Origin of the sequence: Streptomyces sp. NPDC012510 (assembly GCF_042955065.1) — a bacterium.
Classification (GTDB): Bacteria; Actinomycetota; Actinomycetes; order Streptomycetales; family Streptomycetaceae; genus Streptomyces.
Window position 1 is genome coordinate 139,176 of sequence record NZ_JBIBEN010000023.1, and the last position, 17,837, is coordinate 157,012.

Below are 17,837 nucleotides of genomic sequence, written 5' to 3' on the forward strand. Positions count from 1 at the left end.
GTCAGGGAGGCGGAGACACCCCCTGCGGGGTGGTGTGTGGAGGGGGTTTCAGGGGTGCTGACCTGCGGGCCTCCCTGCCTCCCTGACTGATCATTCGTGCAGGTCAGGTGCAGGGAGGCGGGTCAGGGAGGGGGCCAGGGAGTTCTCCCTGCCTCCCTGACCGGCCGGGGGTCGGCTCCCTGTCATTCGGCGGTGGAAGCGGAACCGGTCTCGTCGCGGTTGGCGAGGGCGCGGGTGAGGCGGTCGCGGCCGACGACCATGCGGCCGTCGGACTTGTACGGCTCCGCCCCGGTGCCGTCCAGGACGCGCTTGAGGTCGATGAACGACCAGCCGCCATAGGCGTCCGTGTTGAGCGTGGCGAGCCGCTTGAGGACGTCCTGAGTCAGGACGCGGGAGGCCTCCCCGACCACGTTCGCGATGTCGGCGAGCGGGTCGCGGTCCTCGCCCCGCTCGATGGCGTGCAGGGTGGTGACGCCGTCACGCAGGGCCCTGGCCCGGTCGGTGATGGCTTCGGCGTCGTCGTCGTCGATGTAGTGCGTGCGCACGGTGATGGACGACTGTCCGGCCGGGATGGTGATGCCGTCGGAGGCGACGACCAGCGTTCCCCTGTCCAGACCCGGGCGGAGCAGGTTCGGCGCCGCGCCGCCGTCGACGGCCTTGTCCCCGAGCGCCATGCGGGCCTGCGACTCGGTGCCCAGGGCGAGGGATGCACGGGTGTGGGCACCTTCGCGGACCAGCTTGGGAAGGTTCTCGTTGGTCGGGTCCTGGGTGCCCTGCCACATCAGCACGTTCACCGCCCGCCCTTGATTGTGGATCTTGCGGACGGCCATGAAGTACCGGGAGTTGGCCTTTGACCCGCCGTACGGGCGCTTGTCGGCGTCCTTGGCCGGGCACATGAACGCCACCTGTGCCTCGTCGACCAGCACGATCAGCGGCGGGAAGGTGGTGCCGGGCGGTGCCTGGATACGGTGGTTCATCTCCTCCACCGCGCCCTCGACCATCTCGGTCACCTGGATCACGTGCTCATCGGTGGGGCCCTGGATCAGGGTGGTGGCGAGTCCGTCGAACATGGCCCAGTCGCCTACGCCCTTGAGGTCGCCCATGAGGAACTGCACCGACTTGTCCAGCGACAGCCACAGCGCCAGAGAGCGCAGGGCCACGGTCTTGCCCTGGTTGGACAGACCGGTGATGAGCAGGTGGCGCTGGTAGAGGCTGAGTGCGGCGGCGTCGCCGCGCAGGTCCTGCCCCCACGGCGCCTTGCCCTTGGTGTAGTCGGCGGTCATGGTGTCGTCGGTGACCAGCGGGGACGGGCCGATCGGCTCGTCCAGCGCGCCGGAGTCGGCGACCCACAGCCGCACCGTGCGCGCGGCGGTGGGGATGGTGATGAACACTTCGTGTTCGTGCCGGGTGAGGTTCTCGGCGAGCTTGCGGCGCCGGTTCTGCACTTCGATGGTCGACACTCCCGACGGCAACGTGACGTCGACCTCGATGCCGCATCCGGCGATCCGGATCGGACCGAGCATGGAAGCGCCGGCGTCGCCCATCTCCTTGATGGCGTTGCGCAGCGCGGGCACCCCGAGGTCGCGCAGGGCCTTGACCACGATGGACGGGGTGATCGGCTCACCCTCGCCCGAGCGGACGTTCGCCGGAAGCGCCCAGTTCGGGGCGGCTTGCTGCTTGCTGCCGACGGCCCAGAGGGCGAGCAGGGCGAGGAACGGGCCGATCGAGATGAGCGGGCCCCACACGATCTGAACGATGCGGATGAGCAGGGCGATGAAGTCGATGGTGGCCGACAGCGGGGTGATCACGTCGCCGATGTCGCCGTTGCTGATGGCCATCACGACCCCGAGACCGACCAGAACCCCGATGCCCATGCCCGCGCCGACGGCCACGCCCTTGGCGGCCTCAACCGGGGAGTGCAACAGGTCCATGCGGCGGTGGTGACGGGCGGCGCGGAAGCGCTGCAACCGCTCCTCCCACTCCTCGGCCGCTTCCAGGTTCCCCGCGGCTTCCGCCGTGCGGATCATCCGCTCGTAGCGGGACCCGGTACGGCCGTCCCAGGTACGGCGGGCCACGATCCGCACCCCGCCCACGACATAGGCGCCGTGGCGGACGACCACGCGCCCGGTGTTCTTGGTGCGCTCGTCGGTGGCGACCCGCTTCACGGCGCGGCCGGAGCGCACCCACAACGGCACGGGCCGGGTCGGCGGGGCGTCCGGGACGACGGTCAGCACCGTGGGTGCCGCGTCCGCCACGGGCTCAGCGCTGGGGGCGGGGGTGGTGTCTTTGTGCAGGTGGATGACGTTCTCGGACATGCTGGAACTGCTCCTGACTGCCCCGGCAGGGGCGGGAGGTCGAGGGCGCCCCGCCCGGCAACCGGGCCGGGCGGGGCGGGGGTGGCTCAGCGGCTGTGGCGGGTGCGGTTCTCGGCGTGGCTGAGCTGGGACGGCTCGGTGCGGGGGCCGTCCAGCCAGCAGAAGGGGCGGATGCCGTCGGCGGCCTTGAACACGCGGATGGCCGTACCCGGCGCGGCGTGCGGGAGGCCGTGGACGCGGCCCCGGTCGAGGGAGGCGAGCAGGCGGGCGCCGTGGTGCTCGCATCCGTCGGCACCTGCGCCCCCGGCGTCCAGCACGCTCACCACGACCGGGCCGCCGCAGGGGGTGGGGTCTTCCGGGTGCGCGGCCGGGCAACGGTCGTGGGTCATGTTCACCACCAGCTCGACTTCTTCTTGGCGGCCTTGGCGCGGGCGGCCTCGGTGATCAGCCGCTGACGCTCGCCGTGCAGTGCCATTAGTTCGGCGTTGAGCCGGGTCTCGGCGGCGGAGCCGATGGAGTCCATGCGGTCCTCGGCGCCGGTCGTGCTGCGGCCCTTGTGGACGCTGCGCGCGCCGCTGGCCATGGCGCGGGTCATGGACAGGCGTTCACGGCTGGTCAGCGGCCACCACTCACCCCGGCGGACCGCTTCCAGCTTCTTCGCGGTCCGCTCGATCTCGCGGTCAAGGCGGCGTATCTCGGAGTTGCCCATGGTCAGTGACTCCCTTCCGACCCGTCCGGGTCGACGAACGCGGCACGGGCGGCCATCAGGCGACCCGCTTCCATGCGGCCCGCAGACGGACCTCGGAGGCGGAGTGGTTTGCGCGGAAACGGACGGCCATCTCGCGGTAGGACAGCGGGGGCGTCTGGCTGTGACGGATCTCGTCGACCAGCACGTCAAGCGCGTCATCGGTGAGCGCGGGACCGGTCTCCAGCGCGGGAAGGGTCTCGGTGGGGCCCCATACGGGCAGTTCCCACCGGGGCGTGACGTCGGGTGTGACGCGGGTCGTCACGCTGGTCAGCGCCCTGCCCGTGTCCTCGCCGGTCCGTGCTTTCTCCAGCGTCGACCAGGCTTCGGCGAGGGTGGCGGCGGTCTTGGACTGGACGCGTGCGACGCGGGCACCGGCCTGCGTCACGGCCGTCAGCCGGGTCTCCTCGGTGGCCGCTTCCGCCCGCAGCCGGGCACGGGCCACGGCCGCTTCGTCGCGGGCCTCTTGCTGGATTCCCTGGATCGCCTCCAGGGCGGCGGGGGTGAGCGCGGTCCGCTCCCACAGACTGTGCACCAGCCACAACGCCTTGGCCGCCAGCGGCAGCCACGCAACGGCCAGCCACGCACCCGGGGACGCTTCGGTCATCAACGCGTGGACGACCAGGACCCCGGTCGCCACGGCGCCGAACCCCCATCCGACTCCGGTCACCCACCAGTTGTGATCCCCCTGTGCGGCGAGACGGCGTTCGTAGGCGAGGGTGGCCAGCCATCCCCCGTCGATCCCCAGACCGACGACCACAGCGACCTGCCACGGCATCGCCGTGCCCAGCCACATCACGACCACGGCCAGAGTCAGGACCATGGACACCGCCGTCATCGCCACAGCGGGCAGAACGGTCCGGGCGCTCACTACGGCGGACCATGCGGCCTTACCCCTGCTCATGCCGCACCCCCCACCACAGCGATCACGACCGCCAGGACGAGCAGGGCACCGCCGGCGCATGTCAGATCGACCGCGCGGCGCAGACCGGTGAACTTGGCGACCGCCAGCCGGGACAGACCCGCGACGTCGGCACTCAGGGTGTCCTCGGCGAGGGTGGCCGTGATCTCCTCGGCGGTCAGCGTCGCCCATAGCGGGAAGCCATGGCGTCCCTTGATGTTGGGGCGCACCGACCGCAGCAGCAGACCCGCCGCCGCGACCAGCAACACCATGCCGACCCCGCCCACGATGTACGCGGGCAGGTTCAGCGGGGTGTCCTTGGCTACCGTCCACGCACCGGCCAGCACCGCGCCGATGAACGCCAGCAGCAGACCGGTCTTGGTGTCGGTCCGCGCGATCTCCGCCTTCACCTCGGCGTGCGCGGCGCTCAGGTTCCGCTCGGCGGCGCTCACGCGGCACCGCCCGCCGTGCGGTCAGCGGCGGTGCGGTTGGCCAGCGTCCGCCGCTCCTGAAGCACCTTGCCGAACGCCCGGCGCAGACGCTTGGCGTCCACCTCGTTCGGCGTGTGGTTGAGCGCGATGATCTGCGCGTCGAGCAGGTCGACCTCCGCCAGGATCAGTGGGGACTCCACCTCGATCGCGTCCAGCTCGGCGTTCGTCGGCTCGATGAAGTCGGCGAACGCGGTAACAGCTTCCTGAACAGTGACGATGGGACTCATTGGGTCGTGTTCCTCTCACAGGGTGGAACGGCCCGAACGCGGTCCCCGGGGTGCCACCCGGGGACCGCTCGCCGTTGGAGTCGCATCCGGCTCCCCGCGCCCCCGTCCGTACGACCAGCGCACGAAGCGCGGACGGACGGGCGGGGGAGGCAACCGGCCGCAGCGCTAGCCGCTGCGATGGCAGGTAAGGGGCGGACCGGCTCAGCCGTGAGCGCGTGCGCGCTGTTCACTGGCTCGGGTGTCACACAGACGCCGTCGGCCGGTCCAACACGGCGACGCCCACAGGGTTCGTCGAATCATCAGAAACTCCCAGGTCGAAGGGGGTACGGAACATCACTGCAAGGGGGACTGAATCCCCACACTCCGGCCGTTGCTCGCGGTCACCGGGCCACCTCGCCAGTACGGGCCGAAACCCTGTTCTGCCTGGCCTTTAGCGGGATTGCAGCGTCCCCGCCCTGTGCACGGGAACGGCCTTAGAAGGCCGCTCACCGGTTTTGCGTGATGCAGTACCTGTATTACAGGTACTGCTTAGGGGTCCCGTCAAGTCAGCCGACGGGACTTCTTGGCTTCACGCCAGAACTTCTTGGCGCATAATCAGAATCGCCCCAGGTCAGGGGAGTTGGTCACCCCGCCCGTGGACACCTCAAGTAGATCTGGATACCTTCGAGAAGTCCCTAGACGTCCCATCGGGGGTGAAGATGTCCAACGAGCGTTTGAGGTCGGCCCTGTTGGCTCGCGGCCTGTCGGTCCACGACCTTGCCGAGAAGATTGAGGTGAACCCGAAGACGGTCGAACGCTGGATCACGCAGGGGAAGGTGCCGTACCGGCGACACCAGTACGCGACGGCCTCGGTGCTCAAGGTGGACGTGACGACTCTGTGGGACGACAGCCGTGCCGTCGACAGCGCTGCAGATCTCAGCAAAGCGGAGATCGTCAACGTCTATCCGCACCGTCACATGGTCCCGGCCGGGCTCTGGCGCGAGATGTACGGGCGCGCAGAGAAGTACCTCGATGTCCTTGTGTACTCGGGACTGTTCCTGTCCGAGGACCCCCAGTTCCTTGCCCTGCTCCGCAAGAAGGTGGAGTTGGGGGGAAACATGGGGCAGACGCAGGTGCGCATCCTGCTGGGGGACCCTGATTGCTCAGCGGTGAAGCAGCGCGGCATTGACGAGGGCCACGGATTCATGGACGGCAAGGTCCGGAACGCCCTGATCAACTACAGGCCGCTCTTCGAAAGTCATCCCGAGATACGGTTCCGGCTGCATCAGGCAACCCTCTACAACTCCCTGTACCGCGCGGATGACGAGATCCTGGTGAACACCCACGTCTACGGCGTCGCGGCGTACATGGCTCCCGTTCTTCACCTGCGGCGACTGCCGGGCGGCGGGTTGTTCGACACCTATGCGAATAGCATCGAACAGACCTGGGGAGGCGCGCGCCAGGCGACAGAAGACGACTTCAAGGGAGCCTGAACATGGGTCGCATCGACCACTTCCACAACCCCGACGCCCCGCCGGCCAACTCGGTCGTTCCGTCCGTGGTGGCATTCGTGCAGAACGCTGTGGGACAGGTGCTCCTAATCAAGCGCTCCGACAACGGGCGTTGGGCGCTGCCCGGCGGGGGCCACGACGCGGGTGAGTTCATCAGTGACACCGTGGTGCGGGAGGTCTGGGAAGAGACCGGCATCAAGGTGGAGGTCATCGAGTTGTGCGGGATCTACACGGACCCCGCGCACGTGCTTCAGTACGACGACGGCGAGGTGCGGCAGCAGTTCAGTATGTGCTTCCGGGCCTATCCGGTCGGCGGCGACGTCCGAACGAGCAACGAAACGACACAGGTCCGCTGGGTCGACCCAACGGACCTGTCCGAGTACGACATCCACCCCACCATGCGGCTCAGGATCGAGCATGCGATGGACCGGACGCGAACGGCGCCCTACGTCGGCTGAAGCTTGGTGGCGGCGAGCCGACCGAGGACGCGAGCCGTGCTGGCCAAGATCTCAGGTTCGGCGCGACGGATGAACGTGCCAATGAGACTGTCGGGCCCGTACCGTCCGGCGATCTCGTTCACCCGGTCCACGGGATTCGTCGGGGTGCCGTCCGGCGTGGTGTTCATGTCGCAGAAGCAGAGAGCGTCGATGAGTTCGGGAGTCTCGCGGGGGAACTCGCTTTCCAGCTCACCGCGGAGCCCTCGCGCTTCGGCTTCCATCCACGCACACGAGTGGTGCGCGACCAGCCGTACGACCCGCTCGTCTGCCTGCGCCACGTCGCGGAGATACCGGGCACCGTCCAGCGGGTGAAAGCCGGTCTTGGCCAGGTCCGGCGCGTAGCCGATGTCATGGAGCACGGCGGCAGCTTCCAGTAGCTCGGCGTCCGGGCCCAGCACGGCCGCAATAGTCCGCGCTCGCTCTGCGACCCCCAGGGAGTGCTTCCAGCGGCGCGGCAGCGGCTCAGCGAGCAGCGACTCAGCGAGGGAGTAGGCCCATTCTGGCAGTCCTGTGGCGCTCACTGCTGGGCGTGCCCCTCCCGACTCGGTACGGCACGCACCGTTCGCACCTTGCCCTGTCTTCCCTCCGACAGCCACCCGGCCGCCTCCAACTTGTCTAGAGCCTTGCTCACTGTGGGGCGCGATACGTCGAACCTCGCGCTCAACGCCGACGCGCTCGGAAACTCTGCCCCCACCTCAAGGCCGTCATCCGTGATGACGGCCGCGATGCGGTCGACGAGGGGACGACGATCCTCATGCTGACCTTCGCGCACAACGCGCCACCGGCCGCCGGGTACAGGCTCAGCGATCCCGTTCTTCTGAAGCACACCGAACACGCGGAGTGCGACACCGCGCGACACTCCATGATCGCGCATGAGGTCTGCGGCTGACGGAAGCTCCGTCATCGACGGATCAGACTCGATCTGACCCTGCACCGCCTCTGCGATCTTCAGGAACGTCCCCCGAGGGCTCGCCTGCTGTGACACTCGCTCTCCCTCTCCGTTTGCCCATCCACCAAGCCCAAGCCTTGCACGCCACGCTACCTGCGTCGCTCACTGGCCGAACCGCCCGCCCGAAACCGGATACTGACGCGACTTCGCTGAGACGCTGGAACTAGTCCCGATCGGCAGATCGCGATCTGCGGCTGGGCCTTCCCGTCCTGACAGGCCTCCCCCAGACGAACTGCGGAAAGCTAGTGCGGCATCGCCCACCTACTGCCAAAATGGAGCGCGAACTACTGGCAGGGGGTAAGTGCATGAGTGAAGTCTATGGAGAGTCCCCGAGACCCTGGACTCTGGTAATCGGCAAGCCGCTAAGCGATAGTGAGAAATTGCTAATTGAATCGTTGCCCGGAACGGTGACGCAACGTGAAGATCCCGACCAAGTCGGAACTGTCCGGCAGGCGGATTTTGATGCCGCCATCGTATTCGGCAGCGCCCCAGTTCTTGACAGCCATCTGATGGTCATGCAAATCGGTGGTAACGATGTGGGGGAATGGATCAGACTGTCAAATGCTGTCCCCTATCGATTTGTTGTGCATCTCACGGGTCGTGCTGCCCTGCTGACAATAGAGTCGGAGAATATCCCGGACGGTGTTTCCGTGGCCGCGCAACGTGCGCTCGCCGAGCATATTAGAAGCCAGCAACCGCACGGGTTGATCAACCGTGCCATCGGGAACAATCTGGATTCAAATGGCGTAACCCCGCTCGTTCGCGAGAAAGATGGTTCTGCATGTGCAGGATGGTGGCTGAGAGGAGAAAAGGGAGGGGCTGAGTGGTGGTGGTTCCCCTGGCATTCTCCTAATCTCTCTGAATGGCGAGAGGCTATCTATGCGAGCTGGAGTACCGTCTCCCCTCAAGCTTTCCCGAACCCTTCGGAGAGCTGGGCGAAGTCGCCGGAGTGGATGACGGTTAAGGAGATTTCCGCTGCTCGGGCCGTAGAAGAATACAGGAGCGAAACGGAAGGAATTCTTTCCGTCAGGAAGTCCGAGGAAGAGCGCTTGGAGCAATTTTGCCAACAGGTCACTGCAGAGGCTGATTCTGCAGACAGGCTCTTGGTGACGGCTCAAGGGAAACCGCTGGTTTCTGCGGTATCGGCCATGCTGGGCGGCATCGGATTCACGGTAGTGGATTCAGATGAGCAGAAAATTGAGGGTGCAGCCCTGCTTGAAGACCTTCAAGTAATCTACGGGAATTGGATTTGCTTGGCGGAAGTGCGCGGCTACGCAAAGGGTGCTAAGACAAGCGATTTTCAGCGCATTGAGAGGGCCGTGCGTCATTATGAGCGTGAGCACGGGAGTGGTCCTAGTGCGCGATGGTATGTCGTTAACCATAATTTGAAGAATTCGCCCAATTTGCGCCCAGTTGTGCTTGCTGGAGCAGCTGACGACGTTGACGTATTCGCCGAAGAGTGTGGGCTGGTGATTGACACTAGAGAACTGTTCAAGCTTGCGAAACTTGTCGAGGGTGGCGCCATAAGCAATGAGAGAGCCCGTGCACTTCTTATGAGTAGTACTGGCGTCTTCAGTGCTGTTGTTGAATCGGACAGTTAGGGTTGATCCGCCAGGCTGACGGATTCAGGCAGGCAGTGACTCGCACACTCGGATTGCTCTTGGAGCCATCGGGGCAACACAGGAGCAAGCGCAGGTTGGGCGGGGACCTTTAAAGCCGAAGGGCTGACGCGATGGAGCAGCTTGGCAGCTTCCCCCTCATCGAGGCCACCGGGCCGTCTGCGGGCCGTCAAAGGGTGGCCAGCAGCGCCCCCCAATGACCAATGACGACCGCCTGATTGCAGGTCAGGAGCACGTCTACGTCGATCGTGCGAGGTCGCTCCGGGCCGACGTCACTTCCTGCGCAACAAGAAGCAGGAGTGGGAGGAGTACCGCTCCGAGGTCACCGCGTTCGAGCTGCGGAAGAACCTGCCGGTGCTGTAGGCGCAGGTCAGGTCAGAGAGGCAGGTCAGGTCAGAGAGGCTTTCCTTGCGCTGGAACACCCGTGGGGCCGACGGTCGCGTACCGTCGGCCCCACGGGCGAAGGCACGGCCTAGAAGGGTGTGGGAGCAGCTCCAGCCAGTGCGGCCCTCCGACGCAGGCACCTCGACACCTTGGCAAAGCCCAGGGCAGCGGCCCCGTCGGGTCAGAAACCGAATACGCCGCTGCAGAAGGCGTCGTCCCGTGCCAGGGCCCGGTAGGTGACTCCTTCCCATCCGTTGAGCCGATCCGCGAGGCGCGTCTTGGCTTCGTCCGTTAGGTAGGCGCGCACCGTGTCCTTGCCGCCGGCATCGAGCATCGCGGTCAGCTGACGGCGGATGCTGTGCAGGGTCGGTCACCGATGAAGTCGCCGGGGCGGCCCTCGACTCGGCGCGAGATCGAGCAGCTGTTCTGGGGCGAGATTGCCCATGGCCTGACCGGTGAGGATGCGGCGGTCGCTGTCGGAGCCGCGCCAGCGGTGGGAACGCGGTGGTTCCGACACGCCGGCGGGATGCCGCAGATCAACCTGACCGTCTCGGGCCGTTATGAGTACCGGGCCTCGGTCGCGCAGTGGAAGGCCGGCCTCGTGACACGGCGCCCCAAGGAGGCGAAGCCGGCCGCGAATGAGCGTCTACGGGAGTACGTTCGGACCGCTTGCTGGGCGTGATCCGAGCCCCGGACGGTAAGGCGCTACCTCTGCGACGGTGACCGGCTGGTGCTGGGCCACCGCCTCCAGGACACGGAGTGACCTGGAGGCGGTCTTCAACCGGCCGGGATCCCACCGCGCGCCGACGTCTACCCGGGCACGGGCGGCTGATCCAGTACTTCGGTCACGAGAGGTCTCCCGGTTGTTCGGGGGCGGAATCGAGGAGTTCCACGAGGTGCAGGGCGCGGATGTCCCGGTCACCGGCGAGGTGGGCGATCTGGGTGGCGCAGCTGAAGCCGTCGGCGACCACGGTCCGTCCGTCGAGGTTGTTCAGGCGGGGCTTGAGGGCCAGCTCGGCGACGGCGATGGAGGTGTCGTAGTGCTGGGCCTCGAAGCCGAAGTTGCCGGCAAGTCCGCAGCAGCCCTCGGCCTCGTCGACGCTGCGTACGCCCAGCCGGCGCAGGAGGTCAGCCGGCCGGCGGCTCTTGAAGGTGGCGTACTCGTGGCAGTGCGTCTGGAGCACGACGTTCTCGGGCAGCGGAGGCGGGCTCCAATCCTGGTCGGCGAGGTCGGTCAGGGCACCGGTGAGGGTGTGGACGCGGTCGGCGACGCGCCGGGCGGCACGCGTGCCGAGGAGTTCGGGCAGGTCGCGTTTGAGAGCGGCGGCGCAGCTGGGTTCGGCCACGATGATCGGCCGGTCGTCGCCGTTGTCGAGAGCGTTGACGGTACGGGCCATGATCTGGCGGGCGACGGACAGCTGCCCGGTGCTCACCCACGTCAGCCCGCAGCACAGGTCGTCCTTCGTGGTGCAGGGGACGCCGGCGTCGGCCAGGACGCGACTCGCCGCCCCGGCGATCTCGGGGCGGAAGGCGCGGGTGAAGCTGTCCACGAAGAGCACGGCCTTCGCGTGTCCCGGCGTTCTGGCCGCGCGCAGGATCCTGCGGAGCGTGCGCCGGGAGGCGAAGGCGGGGACCCTGCGCTGGGTGGTCACGCCTCCGAGGCGGGCGAGGAGCCTGCCGAACGGCCCGCGCAGCAGAGCGTTGATCGGGCGGGCTGCGTATCCGGCGAGAGCGGAGGTGAGGGGCAGCCAGCCCAGGGAGTAGTGAGAGCGAGGCCTGATCCTGCCCTTGTAGTGTTGATGCAGGAACTCCGCCTTGTACGTGGCCATGTCCACGCCGACCGGGCAGTCGCTGGAGCACGCCTTGCAGGACAGGCACAGATCCAGGGCGTCCCTGACTTCGGTGGAGCGCCAGCCGTTCTGAATCGCCTCGCCGCGCACCATCTCCTGCAGCATGCGGGCCCGGCCGCGGGTGGAGTCGTTCTCCTCCCCCGTGGCCCGGTAGCTCGGGCACATCACCCCGCCCACGTCACTGCGGCACCGGCCCACGCCGACGCAGCGGCGGACGGCGCCGGCGAATCCGTCCTCGTCATGCGGGAAGTCGAACGACGTGTCCATGAGCGGCAGTTCACGCGGAGCGAGGTCCGCGTCGAGCGGTGCCGGGTCGACGATGACGCCCGGGTTCAGCAGCCCCTCGGGATCGAAGATCCGCTTGAATGCGGCGAACGCCGCGATCATGCGGTGGCTGTACATCACTTCCAGCAGTTCGCTGCGGGCCCGACCGTCACCGTGCTCGCCCGACAGTGTTCCGCCGTGCTCGACGACCAGTGCCGCCGCCTCGGAGAGGAAGCGGCGCATGACCGCCCGCCCGGCCTCGGTCGCCAGGTCGAAGTCGATGCGCACGTGGACGCAGCCGGCGCCGAAGTGCCCGTAGAGCACGCCGGTCAGCTCGTGCGAGGCCAGTAGCTTGCGGAAGTCGCGCAGGTAGGCGGCGAGGTTCTCGGGCGCGACGGCCGCGTCCTCCCAGCCCGGCCAGGACTCGCCACCGTCGACGAGGCGGGCGGCCAGCCCTGCCCCGTCCTCGCGCACCCGCCACAACGAACGCCGCTCAGCAGGCGTCTCGACGACCCGGCCGCCGGTCATGCGCCCTCGCACCTTGAGCGCGTCCAGCAGCTCGGCGGCCCGGCCGTTCACCGCTGCCTGGTCATCACCTTCGAGCTCGACATACAGCCAGGCCCGCCCCTCCGGCAGTCCCGTGACGGAGTCCGGGCCGCGGCGGACGCGCATGGTGGCCACGATCGCCTCGTCCATCCCCTCCACGGCGCTGGGCGACCAGCGCAGGATCTCCGGTACGTCCTCAGCCGCGGCGACCACGTCGTCATAGCCGAGGGTCAGAAGTGTGGATGCCTGTGCGGTCGCCACCAGGCGGACCGTCGCGGCGGTGACGACCGCACAGGTGCCTTCGGTGCCCACCAGGGCACGAGCAAGATCGAATCCGTTCTCCGGCAGCAGGTGATGCAGCTGATAGCCGGAGACCTGACGCGGAACACGGCCCAGCTCGGTACGGATCGTTCCGAGGTGGTCCGCGATCAGCCGCTTGAGGTCGGCCTCGAGACGTGCGACGAGAACGCCGTCGCGAGGATCCACCGGGTGCAGCCCGGAGCGGTCAGCCACGGCCCGCACGCCATCAACCGTCACGATCTCCAGGGCCTCGACATGCCCGCTGGTCCGCCCGTCACGCACCGACCGGTTCCCGCACGCGTCGTTGGCGATCATGCCTCCGAGGGTGCAGCGGCTGTGCGAGGACGGGTCGGGCCCGAAGTCGAGTCCGTGGAGCGCGGTCGCACCCCGCAGCGCGTCGAGGACGGCACCCGCCTCCACCCGCGCGGTACGCGCCTCGACGTCGATGTCCAGGATCCGGTTCATATACCGCGAGAAGTCCAACACCACACCGGACCCGACGGCGTTGCCGGCCATGCTCGTGCCACCACCCCGCGCCGTGACCGGCACGCCCGCCTCACGGCAGGCCCGCAGCACCGCGACCACGTCGTCAGCGGTACGTGGGAAGGCCACCGCCCGCGGCAGCACACGGTAGTTGGAGGCGTCGTAGGCATACGGGCCCGTCGCCCCCGGCCCGGTCTCCACCCGCAGACCGGGCGCGAGCCCGGCGAGCCGCACGACCAGGGTCGCGACGGCGGCCTTCATCGATCCACCGCCCTCGATACGCGGGCTTCCCGGGGCGGGTCGGTGGAGAGAACCCCACGGCGCCCCCGACATGTACTCAGCATCTCTGTCCCACGCCTACTTGATGACGTCGAGGAACTTGTAGAAACCGCCCGCGAACGGCAGGAACCAGGGCGGGCCGAAGTGGCCCGGGATCCGCTTGAAGGGCAGGTCGCTCCAGGGGTTGGCGTTGGAATCACCGTTCATGTACTCGGCCATCTGCTTGCCCATGTGCGTCGCCATCTGCACGCCGTGGCCGGAGTAGCCGAGCGAGTAGAACAACCCACCGTGCTCACCCGCGTGCACCATGCGGTCCATACTCATGTCGACCAGGCCGCCCCAGCAGTAGTCGACGCGCGCCTGGGTGAGCTGCGGAAAGACCTCGGTCATCGCCTTGTGCAGGATGCGGCCGCTCTTCGCGTCCGACTGCTGGTTGGACATGGCGAACCGGGCGCGGCCGCCGAAGAGCAACCGGTGATCCGGAGTGATGCGGAAGTAGTTCAGCAGGTTCAGGGACGTCGATGCCATCCGCCGGTTCGGCAGCAGCAGGTCGCAGACGTCCTTGCCCAGCGGCTCGGTCACGATGATGAAGCTGCCGACGGGCGCGATCCTGACCTGCTGCCAGCGGAACGGCCGACGGGTGTGGCCGCTGGTCGCGACGAGTACCTGGTCGGCCTGGACGCTGCCGCGCGGCGTGACCAACTCGTGCTTCGTGCCACCCAGCCTGTTGACCTTCTCGACCGGTGCCTTCTCGTGAATGGTGACACCGATCCGCGCGGCGGCCTCGGCGAGCCCCTTGGTGAACTTGCCGACGTGCAGTCCGGCGCTCCTGGCGTCGACCATCCCGCCGTGGTAGAGGTCGGAGCCGATCTCAGTGTGGAGCTCGCTCTTGGAAATCAGCCGGGTCTCGATCCCGAGCCGGCCGGACATGATCTCGTGCGTCTTGCGCAGACCCTCGAAGTGAGCCGGCTTGGACGCCAGGTTCAGCTTGCCCGTGCGAGCGAAGTCGCAGTCGATGTTCTCTTCCTTGACGAGGTGCTCGATGGTGTCGACCGCGTCGTGGTAGGCCATCAGATACCGTCTCGCGGTGTCGAAGCCGTACCGGGAGATCGCGGAGCGGAATCCGATCGACATGCCGAGGGTGGCCATGCCGCCGTTGCGGCCCGATGCGCCGAATCCGACCGTGTCCTTCTCGAAGACGTGCACGTTGGCGCCCTTGCGTGCCAGGTGCAGTGCCGTCGAGAGGCCGGTCAGGCCGGCACCGATGATCGCCACGTCGACATTCCCACCGATCTCGGTCCGGGACCGGTCCGGACCCTGGGGAGCGGTGTCGAGCCAGTAGGGGGTGAACTTCATGTCGCTGCTCTCTCCTGCCAGTGCCGTCAGCCGCTCTGAACGCACGTGAGTCAGGCTTTTCGAGGTACGCCGTAACCAGGGATTCCGGCCGCCGCTCGACGACTCGCTGATCTGTCGAGGGTGGTCTGAAGGTGCTCGCTGCTGCGCTCCGACCCTACCATCATTCGTTCCAGTTCCAACCTGAAATAAGAATCTTTGTTGTCTGCTTTGACAGTCGGCTGGTCAGGGTTTGCGTACGGCGGCCGGGGTGATCCGCGGCGCTCCGATTTTGTCGATAGCGCCTCAATCTAGACGCCGCACCGACAAGCGACCAGCGTCCTGCGCAAAGGGGTGTCCCCTGCGGGAGCGCTCGGGGCAGCGAAAAGGCGCAGATGGCGAGTAGTACGCTCGCCCGCATGCGGTCAACTCGCCCCGCATGCAGGGCGATCAGCCCGACGACGTCAACGACGTTCCGGCGGCCGACCGCAGAGGGGTCCACCGTCTGATCGATGCTCGCTGCCGACAGTCAGTTGGTCATCGACCCCCGGCCCTCCTGGCATGCGCCGCAACGCGGCGATCCTGCCCGGAGTGTTTTGGGGACCCTGCGGAGTGCATGACAGATGAGCCGAGAACAGTCCGGCAAGACAAGTGACGACGGCGAGGCCCCCCTCCCGCCCGCCCAGGCGGAAACGACAGGCGCACGGGAAGAGCCTCGCGTCACCGCGTCCAAGCCCACGATCATCACGCCCAGGCCGGTCCCGGCCCGATCGGTGTACCAGGCTCGCTATGGTCATCATGTGACCACCCACCCAACCTCTCGCGACTACAACAAGGCGTCGGTCCTCGACGCGGTCCTCTCCCACGCGCCTCTCACACGGAACCAGCTCATGGAGCTGACGGGCCTGAGCAAAGCCACGGTCCACAGAGCGGTGGAGGAACTACGGGCCGACGGTTTCGTCGTGGACGGTGGGGTCGACGAGGCCACCGGCCGTGGCCGCCGCTCCACCTATCTGGATCTGCCCGGCACGACCGGGCACGTCGTCGGAATCAGCTTCGGCGCCCAGACCACCGGTGTCCTGGTGACCGACCTGAGGGGCCGTGAGATCCAGCACCTGACGGTTCCCACCCCCGATCACCAGGAGGTCGGGGCCGCCGCACGCTGGCTGGTCGACCTGATGGCGCAGGCCACCGAACCCGCGCGGGGCCCCCTGCGCCAGATCGTGGCCGCGGTGCCCGGCCGGGTCCGCGACGGCACGGAGATCTTCGGCCCCGCGGAGTCGATGAAGATCTTCGCGGGCTCCGACCTCCACAAGGCCATCGAGGACCTGGTCCAGGCCCCTGTGCTCCTCGACAGCGACGCCAACGCGTCCCTGCTCGGGATCCTCACGAACGACGCCACGATCACCAACGCGGCACTCTTCAGCGTCAGCACCATACTCAACTTCGCCAGCTGCACCGATCACGAACTCGCACGCGGGAGCACGCCCACCTTCGGCGATATCGGAGTGCTCTCCTCCGGAGTCGGCGACGAGATCCTCGACGAGCTGCTGAGCACCCGAGGTCTCCTCCGGTTCGCCCGTAAGCGGGGATTCGACCTGGAGCGCATCGAGGATCTCTGGCAGGAACCGCAAGACGCGGCATCGCGCGCCCAGGTGCTCGAGGCGTTCACCACGGCGATAGTGACCGCCGTCAGCGTCGTCACCGTGACGCTGGATCCGGAGTCCGTCTACTTCGTGGGCCGCCTGCGCCCGCTCGTCGACGAAGTGCTCCCCGAGGCGCGCAAGCGACTCGACCAGAGCCTTCCGGCAGTCCCGGAACTCAGGACGATGCCGCACCTGATCGGCCTGTCGACGGCGCAAGGAGCGGTGTACGCGTGCCTGACGATGGTTCACGATCGCCTGCGGGACGCGGTGCTCGGAGCGCGTCACCAGAGCCAGGCCGCCGAGCAGTCCGCACCAGCCTTCTGAGCTGGCCGTCGGCAGACGCCACGCGCCGGCTCACTCAAGGACATGAGGCCTGCGGGGACTGCATGGGACGGCCGCCGCAAGTCGATCCAGGCCGTGGCCTCGCGGCTGCCGGACGGCAACGAACAGAACCTGCAGCAGTTCGTGAACCAGTCCACCGATCTTGCCGGGCAGGGTGCCCGGTCCTTCAGGGCCGGGGTGAATGCCCGTTCCCGCGTAGCGGGGCGTGGGATAGAGCAGTCGCCTTCAGGGCGATTGGTCGTCGCCATCCACGGCGGTGAGGGCGGCCTCGAGCAGATGCAGGATCTCGGAGTTGAGGGAGCGCCGGTCGGTTGCTGCTTGGGAGACCAGTCGGGCGTGAAGCTCGTCGGGGAGGCGGACGGTAACTTTGACCATGCCGCCATCATGCCACTATGGTGGCGGCATGTCACGTTTCCGGATGTACCCGACGCGCGAGCAGGAAGAGCAGCTGCTCTTGCACTGCGCACACGCCCGGTACGTCTGGAACCTCGCCGTCGAGCAGCACTCGCACTGGCGCAGGTGGCGCAAGTCCGCACCCGGCTTTGCCGAGCAGTGCCGTCAGCTCACCGAAGCCCGACGCGACAACGAATGGCTCGGTGCCGGGAACGCTGACGTGCAGCAGCAGGCCCTGAAGGACTTCGGCAAGGCCAAGAACGCCCGCTTCACATCGGGGTTCGGCGAGCCGACCTGGCGCAAGAAGTTCCGGCACGAGGGCTTCCGGGTCATCGGCACCGACCGCACACCCGAGTACGACGAGGACGGCACGCCGAAGCTGAACGCGAAGACCGGCAAGCAGGTCTTGGGCCGCTCCGTCGTGGTGCAGAAGCTCAACAAGCGATGGGCGCAAGTCAAGGTGCCCGGCTGCGGCTGGGTCCGCTTCCGCCTCACCCGCCTGGAGCTGCCTGCGGCGAAGACGTTCCGGGTCACCTTCCGCAACGGGCAGTGGCACGCGGCGTTCGCCGTCATCCCCGGCCCCGTCGACGCGCCCGCCACGGGCGAGGTCATCGGCATCGACCGGGGCGTGAGCATCACGGCCGCCCTCTCCGACGGCCGCACCCTCAACTGCCCCCAGCTCACCACCCGCGAGCGTGCACAGATCCGCAAGCGCCAACGCCGGGCAGCCCGCGCGCCCAAGGGCAGCGACCGCAAGACCGCCGAGTACGCCAAGGCCGCCCGC

17 protein-coding genes and 2 pseudogenes are annotated in these 17,837 nt (G+C 67.7%); 7 read left to right on the forward strand and 12 right to left on the reverse strand.

The window, feature by feature from the left end; genetic code table 11:
- Positions 1–182: 182 nt before the first annotated feature.
- From ACFY9I_RS33810 to ACFY9I_RS33835, 6 genes are all read right to left on the reverse strand, one after another.
- Positions 183–2,315, reverse strand: coding sequence for an ATP-binding protein (locus ACFY9I_RS33810; RefSeq protein ID WP_391008547.1), 2,133 nt, complete (start codon positions 2,313–2,315; stop codon positions 183–185).
- 86 nt (positions 2,316–2,401) lie between these two features.
- Complete coding sequence (locus ACFY9I_RS33815; protein ID WP_391008549.1) at positions 2,402–2,704, reverse strand: hypothetical protein; 303 nt, start codon at positions 2,702–2,704, stop codon at positions 2,402–2,404.
- A gap of 2 nt (positions 2,705–2,706) precedes the next feature.
- Positions 2,707–3,024 carry a hypothetical protein gene (locus tag ACFY9I_RS33820; protein WP_391008550.1) on the reverse strand — a complete coding sequence of 106 codons (318 nt, stop codon included), beginning with the start codon at positions 3,022–3,024 and terminating at the stop codon, positions 2,707–2,709.
- A gap of 55 nt (positions 3,025–3,079) precedes the next feature.
- Positions 3,080–3,931 (reverse strand): protein spdB, encoded by an 852-nt coding sequence (locus ACFY9I_RS33825; protein ID WP_391008585.1) that lies wholly within the window; start codon positions 3,929–3,931, stop codon positions 3,080–3,082.
- A gap of 29 nt (positions 3,932–3,960) precedes the next feature.
- Complete coding sequence (locus tag ACFY9I_RS33830) at positions 3,961–4,413, reverse strand: Pycsar system effector family protein (RefSeq protein WP_391008552.1); 453 nt, start codon at positions 4,411–4,413, stop codon at positions 3,961–3,963.
- Positions 4,410–4,679, reverse strand: a complete 270-nt coding sequence (locus ACFY9I_RS33835; protein ID WP_391008554.1) for a DUF6284 family protein — start codon at positions 4,677–4,679, stop codon at positions 4,410–4,412. Before ACFY9I_RS33835 ends, ACFY9I_RS33830 begins: the two co-directional genes overlap by 4 nt.
- Positions 4,680–5,377: 698 nt before the next feature.
- Here ACFY9I_RS33835 and ACFY9I_RS33840 point away from each other — a divergent pair.
- Positions 5,378–6,151, forward strand: a complete 774-nt coding sequence (locus ACFY9I_RS33840) for a helix-turn-helix domain-containing protein (protein WP_391008556.1) — start codon at positions 5,378–5,380, stop codon at positions 6,149–6,151.
- A 2-nt stretch (positions 6,152–6,153) separates the two neighbouring features.
- Positions 6,154–6,627 carry an NUDIX domain-containing protein gene (locus tag ACFY9I_RS33845; protein ID WP_391008558.1) on the forward strand — a complete coding sequence of 158 codons (474 nt, stop codon included), beginning with the start codon at positions 6,154–6,156 and terminating at the stop codon, positions 6,625–6,627.
- Here the strand turns inward: ACFY9I_RS33845 and ACFY9I_RS33850 are convergent.
- The gene (locus tag ACFY9I_RS33850; RefSeq protein WP_391008560.1) at positions 6,615–7,187 is read right to left on the reverse strand and encodes an HD domain-containing protein; all 573 of its coding nucleotides are present in this window, start codon (positions 7,185–7,187) and stop codon (positions 6,615–6,617) included. The two genes, ACFY9I_RS33845 and ACFY9I_RS33850, sit on opposite strands and share 13 nt — an antisense overlap.
- Entirely contained in the window at positions 7,184–7,651 is a 468-nt protein-coding gene (locus tag ACFY9I_RS33855; RefSeq protein ID WP_391008562.1) for a GntR family transcriptional regulator, read from the reverse strand. The genes ACFY9I_RS33850 and ACFY9I_RS33855 overlap by 4 nt, the downstream gene beginning before the upstream one ends.
- Positions 7,652–7,920: 269 nt before the next feature.
- Here ACFY9I_RS33855 and ACFY9I_RS33860 point away from each other — a divergent pair, with 269 nt between their 5' ends.
- Together ACFY9I_RS33860 and ACFY9I_RS33865 are read left to right on the forward strand one after the other, a co-directional pair.
- Positions 7,921–9,216 carry a hypothetical protein gene (locus tag ACFY9I_RS33860; RefSeq protein WP_391008563.1) on the forward strand — a complete coding sequence of 432 codons (1,296 nt, stop codon included), beginning with the start codon at positions 7,921–7,923 and terminating at the stop codon, positions 9,214–9,216.
- 294 nt (positions 9,217–9,510) lie between these two features.
- Positions 9,511–9,597: pseudogene (locus tag ACFY9I_RS33865) on the forward strand (glutamine synthetase); the annotation flags it as partial.
- A gap of 202 nt (positions 9,598–9,799) precedes the next feature.
- Here the strand turns inward: ACFY9I_RS33865 and ACFY9I_RS33870 are convergent.
- Positions 9,800–9,952, reverse strand: coding sequence for a hypothetical protein (locus ACFY9I_RS33870; RefSeq protein ID WP_391008565.1), 153 nt, complete (start codon positions 9,950–9,952; stop codon positions 9,800–9,802).
- A 210-nt stretch (positions 9,953–10,162) separates the two neighbouring features.
- Here ACFY9I_RS33870 and ACFY9I_RS33875 point away from each other — a divergent pair.
- Positions 10,163–10,317 (forward strand): annotated as a pseudogene (locus ACFY9I_RS33875) (IS30 family transposase); the annotation flags it as partial.
- A gap of 146 nt (positions 10,318–10,463) precedes the next feature.
- Here the strand turns inward: ACFY9I_RS33875 and ACFY9I_RS33880 are convergent.
- On the reverse strand, positions 10,464–13,322 hold the full coding sequence (locus tag ACFY9I_RS33880; protein WP_391008567.1) for an FAD-linked oxidase C-terminal domain-containing protein: 2,859 nt from the start codon (positions 13,320–13,322) through the stop codon (positions 10,464–10,466).
- 96 nt (positions 13,323–13,418) lie between these two features.
- On the reverse strand, positions 13,419–14,696 hold the full coding sequence (locus ACFY9I_RS33885; protein WP_391008569.1) for an FAD-dependent oxidoreductase: 1,278 nt from the start codon (positions 14,694–14,696) through the stop codon (positions 13,419–13,421).
- 776 nt (positions 14,697–15,472) lie between these two features.
- On the opposite strand from ACFY9I_RS33885, the gene ACFY9I_RS33890 reads away from it, so the two are divergent.
- Positions 15,473–16,642, forward strand: coding sequence for an ROK family protein (locus ACFY9I_RS33890; protein ID WP_391008571.1), 1,170 nt, complete (start codon positions 15,473–15,475; stop codon positions 16,640–16,642).
- A 243-nt stretch (positions 16,643–16,885) separates the two neighbouring features.
- Here ACFY9I_RS33890 and ACFY9I_RS33895 read toward each other — a convergent pair whose 3' ends face one another.
- The gene (locus ACFY9I_RS33895; protein ID WP_391008573.1) at positions 16,886–17,035 is read right to left on the reverse strand and encodes an Arc family DNA-binding protein; all 150 of its coding nucleotides are present in this window, start codon (positions 17,033–17,035) and stop codon (positions 16,886–16,888) included.
- Between the two features lie 28 nt (positions 17,036–17,063).
- Here ACFY9I_RS33895 and ACFY9I_RS33900 point away from each other — a divergent pair.
- A partial coding sequence (locus tag ACFY9I_RS33900; protein ID WP_391008575.1) for a helix-turn-helix domain-containing protein occupies positions 17,064–17,837 on the forward strand: 774 nt, incomplete at its 3' end.

Excerpts from the sequence above, each read along its gene's own strand:
- ACFY9I_RS33810 (WP_391008547.1), bottom strand. The coding sequence starts at position 2,315 with ATGTCCGAGAACGTCATCCACCTGCACAAAGACACCACCCCCGCCCCC.
- ACFY9I_RS33815 (WP_391008549.1), bottom strand. The coding sequence starts at position 2,704 with ATGACCCACGACCGTTGCCCGGCCGCGCACCCGGAAGACCCCACCCCC.
- ACFY9I_RS33820 (WP_391008550.1), bottom strand. The coding sequence starts at position 3,024 with ATGGGCAACTCCGAGATACGCCGCCTTGACCGCGAGATCGAGCGGACC.
- ACFY9I_RS33835 (WP_391008554.1), bottom strand. The coding sequence starts at position 4,679 with ATGAGTCCCATCGTCACTGTTCAGGAAGCTGTTACCGCGTTCGCCGAC.
- ACFY9I_RS33840 (WP_391008556.1), top strand. The coding sequence starts at position 5,378 with ATGTCCAACGAGCGTTTGAGGTCGGCCCTGTTGGCTCGCGGCCTGTCG.
- ACFY9I_RS33845 (WP_391008558.1), top strand. The coding sequence starts at position 6,154 with ATGGGTCGCATCGACCACTTCCACAACCCCGACGCCCCGCCGGCCAAC.
- ACFY9I_RS33860 (WP_391008563.1), top strand. The coding sequence starts at position 7,921 with ATGAGTGAAGTCTATGGAGAGTCCCCGAGACCCTGGACTCTGGTAATC.
- ACFY9I_RS33870 (WP_391008565.1), bottom strand. The coding sequence starts at position 9,952 with ATGCTCGATGCCGGCGGCAAGGACACGGTGCGCGCCTACCTAACGGAC.
- ACFY9I_RS33880 (WP_391008567.1), bottom strand. The coding sequence starts at position 13,322 with ATGAAGGCCGCCGTCGCGACCCTGGTCGTGCGGCTCGCCGGGCTCGCG.
- ACFY9I_RS33885 (WP_391008569.1), bottom strand. The coding sequence starts at position 14,696 with ATGAAGTTCACCCCCTACTGGCTCGACACCGCTCCCCAGGGTCCGGAC.
- ACFY9I_RS33895 (WP_391008573.1), bottom strand. The coding sequence starts at position 17,035 with ATGGTCAAAGTTACCGTCCGCCTCCCCGACGAGCTTCACGCCCGACTG.